13 protein-coding genes are annotated in these 11,771 nt (G+C 58.3%); 11 read left to right on the forward strand and 2 right to left on the reverse strand.

Annotated features, from left to right (window positions below; translation table 11 throughout):
- Nucleotides 1-363: 363 nt before the first annotated feature.
- Entirely contained in the window at nucleotides 364-846 is a 483-nt protein-coding gene (locus tag BY454_RS04835) for a hypothetical protein (RefSeq protein WP_104415800.1), read from the reverse strand.
- Between the two features lie 105 nt (nucleotides 847-951).
- On the opposite strand from BY454_RS04835, the gene BY454_RS04840 reads away from it, so the two are divergent.
- Entirely contained in the window at nucleotides 952-2,241 is a 1,290-nt protein-coding gene (locus BY454_RS04840; RefSeq protein ID WP_104415799.1) for a M18 family aminopeptidase, read from the forward strand.
- Here the strand turns inward: BY454_RS04840 and BY454_RS04845 are convergent.
- Nucleotides 2,214-2,933 (reverse strand): 4'-phosphopantetheinyl transferase family protein, encoded by a 720-nt coding sequence (locus BY454_RS04845; RefSeq protein WP_181049647.1) that lies wholly within the window; start codon nucleotides 2,931-2,933, stop codon nucleotides 2,214-2,216. The two genes, BY454_RS04840 and BY454_RS04845, sit on opposite strands and share 28 nt — an antisense overlap.
- A 333-nt stretch (nucleotides 2,934-3,266) precedes the next feature.
- On the opposite strand from BY454_RS04845, the gene BY454_RS04850 reads away from it, so the two are divergent.
- From BY454_RS04850 to BY454_RS04895, 10 genes are all read left to right on the forward strand, one after another.
- Nucleotides 3,267-4,049, forward strand: coding sequence for a beta-ketoacyl synthase chain length factor (locus tag BY454_RS04850; protein WP_104415797.1), 783 nt, complete (start codon nucleotides 3,267-3,269; stop codon nucleotides 4,047-4,049).
- Nucleotides 4,046-4,807, forward strand: a complete 762-nt coding sequence (locus BY454_RS04855) for a lysophospholipid acyltransferase family protein (protein WP_104415796.1) — start codon at nucleotides 4,046-4,048, stop codon at nucleotides 4,805-4,807. Before BY454_RS04850 ends, BY454_RS04855 begins: the two co-directional genes overlap by 4 nt.
- Nucleotides 4,800-5,060, forward strand: a complete 261-nt coding sequence (locus BY454_RS04860) for a phosphopantetheine-binding protein (RefSeq protein WP_104415795.1) — start codon at nucleotides 4,800-4,802, stop codon at nucleotides 5,058-5,060. Before BY454_RS04855 ends, BY454_RS04860 begins: the two co-directional genes overlap by 8 nt.
- A 70-nt stretch (nucleotides 5,061-5,130) precedes the next feature.
- Nucleotides 5,131-5,682, forward strand: a complete 552-nt coding sequence (locus tag BY454_RS04865; protein WP_104415794.1) for a COG4648 family protein — start codon at nucleotides 5,131-5,133, stop codon at nucleotides 5,680-5,682.
- The gene (locus BY454_RS04870) at nucleotides 5,672-7,450 is read left to right on the forward strand and encodes an AMP-binding protein (RefSeq protein ID WP_104415793.1); all 1,779 of its coding nucleotides are present in this window, start codon (nucleotides 5,672-5,674) and stop codon (nucleotides 7,448-7,450) included. The genes BY454_RS04865 and BY454_RS04870 overlap by 11 nt, the downstream gene beginning before the upstream one ends.
- The gene (locus tag BY454_RS04875) at nucleotides 7,450-8,202 is read left to right on the forward strand and encodes a glycosyltransferase family 2 protein (protein WP_104415792.1); all 753 of its coding nucleotides are present in this window, start codon (nucleotides 7,450-7,452) and stop codon (nucleotides 8,200-8,202) included. Before BY454_RS04870 ends, BY454_RS04875 begins: the two co-directional genes overlap by 1 nt.
- Nucleotides 8,199-9,170, forward strand: a complete 972-nt coding sequence (locus tag BY454_RS04880; RefSeq protein ID WP_104415791.1) for an LpxL/LpxP family acyltransferase — start codon at nucleotides 8,199-8,201, stop codon at nucleotides 9,168-9,170. The genes BY454_RS04875 and BY454_RS04880 overlap by 4 nt, the downstream gene beginning before the upstream one ends.
- A complete protein-coding gene (locus tag BY454_RS04885) occupies nucleotides 9,167-10,702 on the forward strand; it encodes an HAL/PAL/TAL family ammonia-lyase (RefSeq protein ID WP_104415790.1) in 1,536 nt (511 codons plus the stop codon). The genes BY454_RS04880 and BY454_RS04885 overlap by 4 nt, the downstream gene beginning before the upstream one ends.
- Nucleotides 10,703-10,715: 13 nt before the next feature.
- Nucleotides 10,716-11,135: an acyl-CoA thioesterase gene (locus BY454_RS04890; RefSeq protein WP_104415789.1), complete on the forward strand. Its 420-nt coding sequence runs from the start codon at nucleotides 10,716-10,718 to the stop codon at nucleotides 11,133-11,135.
- Entirely contained in the window at nucleotides 11,132-11,740 is a 609-nt protein-coding gene (locus BY454_RS04895) for an outer membrane lipoprotein carrier protein LolA (RefSeq protein WP_104415788.1), read from the forward strand. The genes BY454_RS04890 and BY454_RS04895 overlap by 4 nt, the downstream gene beginning before the upstream one ends.
- The last annotated feature ends 31 nt before the right edge of the window (nucleotides 11,741-11,771 follow it).

Here is an 11,771-nt window from a genome sequence, read left to right on the forward strand (position 1 = left end):
TTCATCTTGAACACCTCTTGTTGTTTGCTATTGCACCTAATCCAATAGTGGCGCCTTGACGCCGATCTCAACAAGAGGTGTTCATCCCATCATCCCTGTGCGCTTCTCTCAGGCCATCCATGGCCTTCGAAATTTCAGGAAGAGGGTTCCGGCACTGAACGTTGCTAACCGGTGCTGTTCGCGTGTTGTCAGAGGATTTAGGTTTTGCACGAGGAGCGGGGCAGGGTTGCCTTTTCTGGAATTTTGAAGGCCATGGATGGCCTGAAATAAGCGCACAGGGATGTGCTCGTAGCGGTTCCAGAAAAGGCAACCCTGCCCCGCTCCGTGTTAGCGGTTCAACCGAGGGAATAACCAGGGGCCTGATTATTCTTCCAGATAACCTTCCTCCCGAGCCAACAAGAGCAAGGCATAAACGCCATTCTCCGGCAACTGCGGCTCCAGCCCTTCCTCGAACATCAACTGCCGGCGGCGGTCTTCCAGGGTTTCGATGTCCAGATCCTTGATCAGCTCCGTTACCGGGGCGATCTCGAATGGCGCTTCCTGCTTTACCGCACTGAACAGAATGTCCACCAGGGTTTCATCCGGGTCCATGCCATCCACAAACACCGTCTGATCCGGCAGGTCCTCGTGGAGTTCGCGCACCACTTCCAGTATCGGCACACCTTGTTCTTCCAGGTGCAGCAGGTCCAGATCGCTTAATTCGCCGTCTTCCGGCAGCCAGGATTCGTCCGGGCTGATGACCACGGTTTTCATGCGGCCGTCGGCCAAAGACCAGGCCATGGCGGTGGGAAACAGGGCGTCGTCGGTCTGACAGTATTCGATGTCCAGAAAATGGGGGATCGACACAGTGGACTCCAGCGTTTTTGAATGTTCAGATAGCGCACCAAACCGCCATGGGTATCCGGTTTCGTGCGATACTGTGGCCGCTATTATCATGCAATCGGGAAGATCATGGAACACACTGAATTCAATAACGACCTGATCGAATTTCTGGACCGTTCACCCACGCCCTGGCACGCGGTGAACACCATGAAAAGCCGGCTGGACGAAGCCGGTTTTCAGCAGTTGGACGAGCGCGATACCTGGTCCCTCGAACAGGGGCAGGGTTATTACGTGATCCGAAACGGGTCCTCCATTATCGCGTTCCGCACGGGCGAAAAGAGTCCTGTCGAAGCCGGAATTCGCATGGTCGGCGCACACACTGACAGCCCCTGCCTGAAAGTGAAGCCCAACCCGGAAATCCGGCGCAAGGGCTTCTTCCAGTTAGGCGTGGAAGTCTATGGCGGTGTGCTGCTGAATCCATGGTTTGACCGGGATCTGTCCCTGGCCGGTCGGGTGACCGTGCTGGATGAAGACGGGCAGGTGAAAGACACGCTGGTGAACTTCAAAAAGCCGGTGGCGATCATTCCCAGTCTGGCCATCCATCTGGACCGGGAGGCCAACAGCAGTCGTACGGTGAATGCCCAGACCGACCTTCCGCCGGTGATGATGCAGGTGCCGGAGACCGATACCACCACCTTTGCCGATCTGCTGAAAACCCAGATTGCCAGCGAAGCCGGCATCAACGCCGACAAGGTGCTGGGTTACGAGCTGAGTTTCTACGACGCCCAGGGCGCCTCGACGGTGGGTCTGCGCGAGGAATTTCTTGCTTCAGCCCGGCTCGACAACCTGTTGAGTTGCTACATCGGGCTGGAATCGCTGATGAATGCTTCTGGCGACCAGCCGGCGTTGCTGGTCTGCAACGACCACGAGGAAGTGGGCAGCATGTCTGCGGAGGGGGCGCAGGGGCCGTTCCTGTCCAATGTGCTGGATCGTTGGTGCGGTGCCGACAAGGCCCGGACCATTGCCCGCTCCATGATGATCTCCGCCGATAACGCCCACGGTATTCACCCGAACTACATGGACCGGCACGATGAAAACCATGGCCCGGTTCTGAATCAGGGACCGGTGATCAAGGTGAACCACAACCAGCGCTATGCCACCAACAGCCGGTCTGCTGCGCTGTATCGCCACATCAGCGATGAGCTGGGGCTGCCGCACCAATCTTTTGTGGTGCGCAGTGACATGGGCTGTGGTAGTACCATCGGGCCGCTGACGGCCGGCACCCTCGGCATCACCACGCTGGATATCGGGGTGCCCCAGTTTGCCATGCATTCCATCCGTGAGCTGGTGGGCACCCGGGACGGTTTCACGCTTTATCGGGTGTTGAAAGCCTACATGGATCGCCCGGACGTTGCCTGAGCGAGGCTGGGTGCAGGGTCAATGGCATAGCTGGTGAGGGTGGGGCGAACGCGCTCTGCCGTTTCCAGCGGGTAGCCGTCGGTGACATCAAGCGGCGGCTTCCCGGCACAGACTATGGCCAGGCTGAAAGGGGCTTTCGGTAGTGCCAGGCTGTGGGCCTGGACGCCTTGCAATGTTTCCGGGTTGCCGCAGGCCGTGAAGCGGGTGCTGGCCAGGATGCCAGAGAATACCGAGGAGTCTGTGACTTTGATCAGGGCTTCCTTCATCGTCCAGAGACGGTAGAAAGCGACAATCTGGTCAGGTTTATCCAGGCTGGCCAGAAACTCGGTCTCGTCCGGGTGGAACCACTGCTCGGCCAGCGCCATCAGGTTGGCTCGTGGCCGCTGATGCTCCAGATCAATCCCGCAGGGGCCGGCGTTACTGATGGCAATGGCGATACATCCCCGGCTGTGGGACAGCGAATAGCGCCATCCCTGGTCGACAGCCTGGTGAACCAGCGGTGCCTGTTCCGGGCGTTCGCTGATTCGCCAGTGCTCCGGAGGCGGAGCGCCGGGTATTGTGGTGCTCAAGGCCTGGCGTAGCAGCAGGCGGGTTTGCAGGAATTCCCGGTATCGTCGGCCTTGGTATTGCGCCAGTCGCGCCTGCTCGCTGGGCCCGAGTAGGCGGAGGGCTTGCTCGTGTTCTTCAGGCATCGGAAGCAGGTTGCCTGAATCACAAAGAAAGACCTGTGTGCTGGCGGGCTCCGGGGTTTGCACCTTGATCGTTCCTCGTTGCGGCGGATGTGTTGAATTCGCAGGGAATTCTCTCAAAATTTGATGCAAAAGGCTGGTCTTGGCTGAATGTAACACATTGTTACATATTCCGGTGGTTTCTTGCGGCGCTGTAGATAGCGGGATAGAATCGCGGCCGGTGCGTATAAGTTGCCAAAATTTCATTTAAATAGAAGCGCCTTGATAGGCCAGTTCCCGTTGCTAGCAGGTGCTGTTTTTGCCGGCGGTCCGGGTTGCCATGGAATTACCTTCGGTATGGAAAGTTTTCAGATAACGATCAGTGACTGGGCCGCGTTTTCACCTTGCCGTATGCAGCGCGAGGAATGGCAGGCCTGGGCCGATGGCAACGAAGGAAGCGCGGCTGAAGCTGGCTATAAGCCGGACTTGCCCTGGGTGAACGCCATGTTGCGTCGCCGCCTGAGCCCGATGGGCCGGGCAGCTTTGTGGGCGGCTGGTCAGTTATTGGATGAAGGGCGTGCTGAGCCCATTGCCACCATTTTTGCCTCCCGGCATGGTGAGGTAGGGCGCACGGTAAAGCTTCTGCGGGACCTGGCAGTGCAAGCGCCCCTGTCGCCGGCATCATTCAGCTTGTCGGTCCATAACGCGATTGGGGGGATTCACTCGATTGCCAACAAGGTATTCTCTCCGATTTCCGCGATTTCCGCAGGGCCGGATACGGTTTGCGCTGCGTTGTTGGAAGCTTATACCCAGTTGGCCGTGCGCCCTGGCGACGAGGATGAGATCCTGTGCGTGTTTTACGACGATCCCTTGCCGGAGCCGTTGGAGAGGTTCGATCTGGAGCAGCACGATGTCCAGGCGCTGGCTGTTCGTGTCTCCCTGGCAAAATCGGTCGAGGGCATTCCCGTGGCGTTTTCACTGGAAGAACGCCAGGATTTGCAAGAACAGGCACCGGTTAAGAAGCTGGCCTGCGCGGATCAATTCCTGAGGTTCCTGTTGCAGGAGGATACCCCCACGTTGGAGTTAAGCGCTGATCGACGCACTTGGCGATGGCGCAAGCTTGCCCGGACATCTGCATGAAGATGCTGGACCGACTTTGGCGTTTGCTGGCTACAGGCTTTTCGTTTCTGGTTTTTGGTGTGGGGTGCCTGCTGTTCACCCTGACGATTGTGCCGATTTCGTCTGTGTTCAGGGACGAGCTGCGTCAGGAACGATTTGTTAAGTATTGGATACACCTGTGCTTTCGCTTTTTTACCGCATTGATGCAGAAGCTGGGAGCTTTGTCGGTTGAGACCAGTGGCCTGGAACGTCTCGACCAACCGGGGCAGTTGGTTATCGCGAACCATCCGACACTGATTGATGTGGTTTTTCTGGTGTCTTTCATGCCCCGCGCCGATTGCGTGGTCAAGAGCAGCCTGCGGAAAAGCCCGTTCATGAGATGGGCTGTGAAGGCTGCCCGGTATATCACGAATGATGACCCCAGGGCCGTGATCAAGGCGGCGGATGAATCCTTTGCCAGGGGCAACAGCCTGATTGTTTTTCCAGAGGGAACCCGAACCACCCCGGGCGAAGCGTTCCACCTGCAGCGGGGTGCCGCCAACATAGCCATTCGAACCGGACATAACCTGCGGCCTGTGATTATCGAATGCACACCGCCGGCCCTGACCAAAAACACCCCCTGGTACCGGGTGCCGGAAAGGCGGTTGCATATGCGCTTCCGGGTGGACGAAGAATTGGATGTTACATCGTATCTGGAGGGCAAACCCTCCATTATGTCGCGGCATCTGACCGCAACCATAAAAGACTATTTCATCAGGGAGACTGCTCACCATGACTGAGCTGAAAACCGAGCTGAAGAAGCTTGTAATCGACGCACTGGACCTGGAAGACGTTACCGTTGACGATATCGACTCTTCCGAGCCACTGTTTATTGATGGCCTGGGGCTGGATTCCATTGATGCCCTGGAGCTGGGCCTGGCCCTGCAGAAGACTTATGGCATCAAGCTGGCAGCCGACTCCGAGGAAACCCGCAAACATTTTGCCAGCATTGATAGTCTGGCGGAGTTGGTGGCCAGCCACAAAGCAGCCTGATAGGCCTGTCTTGCCACTCGTAGAGAGCGCTGTCTCTTTGTTGTGTCATCAGTGAACCAGGCCTGACGTTATGCAATGGCTGCCGCGGATCGCTATCGGCCTGCTTTCAGTGGGTTATCCGGTAGCGGTCTACCTTACCCTCCAGCACGCCGGAACCAGTGCTGCCGTCTGGTTGCTGGTGCCGATCGGCATACTGCATGGTGCGCGCGCCCTGCGTGGCCAGCGCAGTGGCTGGTGGTGGCTGACTGCCTGTGTGGTACTCACCGCCTGGTCGTGGTTCCAGCAATCGGTGGTTGGCGTTAAGTTTTACCCGGTGGTGATGAGCCTCGGCCTGCTCGCTGTCTTTGTCTGGAGTCTGGTGTTTCCCCCCACCGTGATAGAACGTCTGGCGCGGCTGAAAGAGCCTGAACTGCCGCCTTCCGGTGTTGCCTATACCCGCCAGGTGACCTGGCTCTGGTGCGGCTTCTTCCTGATCAACGCAGTGATCGCCAGCGCTACCGTCTATGCCCAGGACTGGGTTTGGACCCTCTACAACGGCTTCATCAGTTATCTGCTGATGGGGCTGCTGTTCCTTGGTGAGTGGCTGTTCCGCCATTATTATCGGAGCCAGCATGATGACTGAACCCAAGCGCCTGACCGGGCTTCTTCAATCTGTGGTCGAGCCGGATAGGGTTGTCGCCCTAAGGGATAACACCGGCGTGACCATGCAGGATTTCCAGCATCGGGTCGCGGACTGGCAGTTGGCTGCGGAACAACAGCCGGCGGCGGTGTTTGGCGTGTATATCAAGGACACCTTTGAGTTTGCAGCGGCACTGTTCGGGCTATGGTATGCCGGCAAGACAGCGCTTCTCATGGGCGATCGGCTGCCGGCCACCATCGAGCAAATCAAGGGGCGGGTAGGGGCTCTGGCCGGCGATTTCGACGAGCCGCTAACATTGCCGGTCATTCGCCAACCGGAGCCGGCGACCCGGGGCAAAGTGCGCTCGTTCCCGGCCCTGGACCCGGCTCACCCGGCAGTGATTGTGCTGACCTCCGGCAGCACCGGTACACCGAAGCTGGTGCCCATGGCCCTTGCCCAGCTTGATGACGAAGTGGCCATGCATGAAGCGCAATGGGGGCTAGTGGCCGGGCAATCAGCCGTGATTGGCACCGTCAGCCACCAGCACATATATGGTCTGCTGTGGCGGGTGTTATGGCCACTGGCTGGTGGTCGGCCCTTTGTTTCCGAGCTTTGCCAGTATGCCGAAGATGCCCTGGCCCACGCCTCGCGGCTGCCTTCCTCGGTCCTGGTGACGACCCCCAGTCATTTGTCCCGGTGGCCGTGCCAGACGGGTGAAAAGGCTGAAGGGAACTGGCGCCTGGTGGTTTCCTCAACGGCACCGCTGGCCCTTGAGCACAGTGTCTTTGGTCGGGACTATTTTGGCGTGCCGGTCACAGAAATTTTTGGCAGTTCCGAAACCGGGGGCATCGCCTGGCGTCAACAGACGGAAGACGAGGTCTGGACCACCCTCAAGGGGATAGCGGTCGATTGTGACCCGGAATCCGGGGCTCTGTTGCTTCAGTCTCCCCTGTTGGGTCATCAGAACTGGTTGAAGACCGGTGATCGGGCGGAGGTGTTTGATCGCAACCGGTTCCGCTTGCTGGGGCGTCTGGATCGTATTGCCAAAATCGAGGGTAAACGGGTGTCGCTGACCCGCATGGAGAGCCGTCTGACCGCTCACCCAAGGGTGACAGAAGCTCGTGTGGTTGTTTTGGAAGGAAGGCGCACGGAGACGGCGGTGGTGGCGGCGCTGGATGAATCCGGTCAGCGTTGGTTGGAAACCGAAGGTAAACGCGCGGTGTCCCGGGCCTTGCGTCAATGGCTGGCGGATGATTTCGAGACGCCCGTGTTGCCGCGTCGATGGCGCCTGGTTGACGCCTTGCCCCGTAATGCCCAGGGCAAGGTGCCTCAGCACAATTTAATGGTGCTGTTTGATAAGTCCGGCGGTACCACTCCCGAAGCGGGAGTTCTGAATGATAACCGCCTTCCGGTTCTGCTCGGGCAGGAGTGGTTGGCCGCCAACCAGGTGCAGTTGCACCTGCGCGTTCAGCCGGAGCTGGCATTTTTTCAGGGGCATTTTGATGAGCTGCCGGTGTTGCCCGGGGTCGCTCAGATTCATTGGGCCGAGCATTATGCCCGGGCCCTGTTTAATGAGAAACTGGCGAGCCGGGACACCTTTTCGAGAATGGAAACGGTAAAATTTCAGGAACTGATTCGGCCAGGCCGCGAAGTATTCATGGAGCTTACGTTACAGCCGGAGCGCAGCCGGTTTGTGTTCAGGCTCCACGATGGCGACACGGCTTTTTCTTCCGGGCGGATGGTCTTTGATGCCTTGCAGGAGCCTATTTGATGTCTGATTTCTGCGTGATTATTCCGGTTTACAACCATCCGGACACGATTGGTCCGACGGTTGCCGACATTCGCCATCTGGGCGTGCCGGTCGTGCTGGTGGACGACGGCAGCGCCGCCGTGTGCGCAGATGTGCTCAGAGCGCTGGCGGAGGCGGACCCGCAGGTTCACCTGGAACGGTTACCGGAAAATTGCGGCAAGGGAGCTGCGGTCAAGGTTGGGCTTCTGCGCGCGGAAAAGCTCGGTTTCCAGCACGCCTTACAAATTGACGCCGATGGTCAGCACAATACAGCGGATATTCCACGGCTGATGGATCTGGCCCGGCAATATCCTGAGGCGGTTATTTCCGGTATGCCGGACTACGATGACAGCGTGCCCCTCCTGCGGTTTTATTGCCGTTACCTTACGCACATCCTGGTTTGGATTAACACCCTTTCTCTGGAGATTCAGGACTCCATGTGCGGATTCCGCGCCTACCCGGTGGCGCCTATCTGCCAGCTGCTGCGCGCGGAAAGCCTGGGTGACCGCATGGATTTCGACACGGAGGTGCTGGTCAAGTGGTTCTGGCAGGGCGGCCGGATTGTGCAGACCAAAACGCGGGTAAGCTATCCCCTTGACGGGATTTCCCATTTCAGGGGCTTTGAGGACAACTGGCTGCTGACCAAACTGCACATTCGCCTGCTTTTCGGCATGTTGTGGCGCCTGCCGCGCCTGATTGGCCGTCGTGACTCGGTCAAGGGCCTGTCTTTATGAAGCCACGGCACTGGTCCACGGTCACTGAGGCCGGCGCCATCAGCGGCATTCGCTTCATGTTTGCGATCTATCGCTGGCTGGGGCGTCTGCCGTTCCGGATCGTTCTTTACCCGGTGATCCTTTATTATTTCCTGTTCCGGGGCGCAGCCCGAAGAGCCTCTCTGGAATACCTCCGGCACATGCGCGCTGATAACCGGTTAACTTCCCAGCAGCCGTTGCTGCTGCAAAGCTATCGCCACTTCATGAACTTCGGGGAGAGCATCCTCGATAAGCTGGCGGTGTGGCAGGGCGATATTTCGTTGGACTCACTGGCGTTCCATAATCATGAAGTGTTTGACGATCTGATGCACCAGGGCAGGGGGTGTATCATGGTGGGGTCGCACCTGGGAAACCTGGAAATCTGTCGGGCCCTGGCCAAGCGCAACGTCAACGTGACCGTGAATGTATTGATGCACACGGCCCACGCCACGCGCTTTAACGAAATGCTGGCGCGGGCGAATAGTGAAGCTCACCTGAATGTGATTCAGGTGTCTGAAATCAGTCCGGCAACGGCGATCCTGCTACAGCAGAAAATCGATGCCGGCGAGCTTCTGGTTATTGCGGGGGACCGCACGCCGGTATCCGGGCAGGGTAATGTCAGTGAGGTGTCATTCCTCGGCGAGCGTTGTGATATGCCGCAGGGTCCCTTTGTGCTGGCATCCATTCTCCGCTGCCCGGTGCTGACGATTTTCTGCCTGCGCCGGGAGCGCGGCGGTAAACCGTTTTTTGATCTTTACGTGGACCATTTTGCTGATCGGATTCGCCTGCCACGGCGTGATCGGCAGAAGGCCCTGCAGGAAACCACACAGCGATGGGCCGATCTGTTGGCTGATTACTGCCAGAAGGCGCCGCTGCAGTGGTTTAACTTCTACCCGTACTGGCATCGTTCAGCTGCCGATTCCACTAGTAAACAAAGTCCGAAACGATGATCACTTTTGACGATAAACCGATAACCATTGAAGACATTACGGCCATTGCCCGGGGTGAGCAGGAGGTCATGCTCAGTCCATCACCGGCTTTTGCTGACCGCATTCGCCAGGGCAGTGCCTTTCTGGAACAGTTGCTGGAGGAAGACGGTGCCATCTATGGCGTGACCACCGGGTACGGCGATTCCTGCACCACCATGATCCCCGATGAGCTGGTGGCCGAGCTGCCTCATCACCTGTTTACCTTCCACGGCTGTGGCCTCGGTGACATGCTGGATCCGATGCAGGGCCGCGCGGTCGTGGCGGCACGACTGAACTCGCTGACCTTCGGCTATTCCGGGGTGACCTTCGAGTTGCTGGAGCAACTGACGTTGTTGCTGCAGAAAGACATTGTGCCTGTTATTCCCTCCGAAGGATCGGTTGGTGCCAGTGGCGACCTGACGCCGTTGTCCTACGTGGCGGCGGTGTTGTGCGGCGAGCGCGAGGTGTACTGGCGTGGCGAACGGCGGCCGACGGCTGAAGTGTTTGCCGAGGAAGGCATTACGCCGCTTCGTCTGAAGCCCAAAGAAGGGCTGGCGATCATGAACGGTACGGCGGTGATGACCGGACTGGCGTGTCTGGCGTTCGAGCGGGCCGAGTACCTGTCGCGCCTGGCCACCCGCATTACCGCGATGGCGACCCTGGTGCTGGATGGCAACGCTCATCACTACGATGAAGTCCTGTTTTCCGTGAAGCCGCACTCCGGGCAGCAGAATGTCGCCGCGCGCCTGCGTAACGACCTGCACGCCGGTGAGCCGCCTCGCAACCCGAACCGCCTGCAGGACCGTTACTCGCTGCGTTGCGCTCCACACGTGATCGGCGTGCTCGAGGATTCCCTGCCATGGCTGCGACAGTTCATTGAGAACGAACTGAACAGTGCCAATGACAACCCCATCATTGATGCTGAAGGCAAGCACGTGCTACATGGCGGGCATTTCTACGGTGGTCATATTGCTGCCGCCATGGATTCCATGAAAACCGCCGTGGCCAACATTGCGGACTTGCTGGATCGCCAGATGGCCCAGATGATGGATGTGAAATTCAACCATGGCCTGCCGGCCAACCTGTCTGGCGCCAAGGGTGAGCGGGCTGCGATCAACCATGGGCTGAAAGCCCTCCAGATCGGCGCCTCGGCCTGGACGGCCGAAGCCCTGAAGCTGACCATGCCGGCCAGCGTTTTCTCCCGCTCCACCGAGTGCCATAACCAGGACAAGGTGAGCATGGGCACCATCGCTGCCCGTGACTGCCTGCGTGTATTGCAACTGACTGAACAGGTCACTGCCTCTGCGCTGTTTTCGGTTTGCCAGGGGCTGCAATTGCGCGTTGAAAATGGTGATTTGTCCTGGGACAGCATTGGCACCTCGCTGCAGGGCACCCTGGAGTGGGTTCGTGAGAGCAGCCCGAAACTGACCGAGGACCGGGCTCTGGATAAGGAACTGCGTACCCTGATTGCCCGTATCCAGAATCGCGAACGGGCATTGTATCCGGAAGGCTAGGACAGGATTCGTGATGATCTATGCTGACGCGAAGGTGAAAGTTCCGTTCCATGATATTGATATCATGGAGATTGCCTGGCACGGCCATTACGTGAAGTATTTCGAGATAGCCCGATGTGAACTGCTCGACAAGCTCGATTACGATCACCGGCGCATGCGTGAATCCGGGTATGCCTGGCCGGTGATTGATATGCATCTGCGCTATGCCAAACCGGCGCGTTACAACCAGGTATTGAATGTGCGGGCGGTGCTTAAGGAATGGGAGAATCGGTTGAAAATCGATTACCTGATCACCGATGACGTGACCGGAGAGCGTCTGACCCGGGGCCATACCGTTCAGGTGGCGCTGGATACATCGAGCTGGGAAATGTGCTTCGCCTCCCCTCAGGTGTTGTTGGATAAGGTCGCACGGGTTGAAGGAGAAGGATCATGAAAGGCGCCCTGTGTATTGGGAAATGGATGGTGGGATTGTCCCTGGTGGCCAGCCTGGTGGCTCCAGCATGGGCGGCCGAGACACGCGAAGCTGGCACTTCGGCTCTGCAGAGTCTGTTGGGCGAGCAGGCCAAAGTGGAGTCTCTGGCCGGTCAGTTTGATCAGAGCAAGTACATCGCCGATCTGGATACCACACTGGATTCCAGTGGTGACTTTGCGTTTGATGCTGACGAAGGGCTGCGCTGGAACATTCAAAAACCGGTGCCTACCCAGCTGCGAATTACCGCCGACGAAATCGTCGAAGAGCAGGATGGTGAAGTGGTCATGCGCATGGATGTAGACGACCAACCCATGACTCGCGCGATCAGCGAAGTGTTCTTTGCCATCTTTGGCGGCAACTGGGACAAGCTGTCTGAGCGGTTTACCATCCGTACCCTTCAGGACGGATCGCCCTGGCGCTTTGAACTGACGCCCAAAGGCGACATGCTTCAATCCCACCTGAGCTCCATTGAATTGCAGGGTGAGGCCTACCTCAATGCCCTCATTCTGAGGGAGACCAACGGCGACCAGACCCATATACAGCTTCATGATGTAAAAGCACACTGATTCGTGATGGCGCACCGTTCCACTCATCATT

The sequence above is a fragment of the Marinobacter persicus genome, assembly GCF_002934325.1.
Classification (GTDB): domain Bacteria; phylum Pseudomonadota; class Gammaproteobacteria; order Pseudomonadales; family Oleiphilaceae; genus Marinobacter; species Marinobacter persicus_A.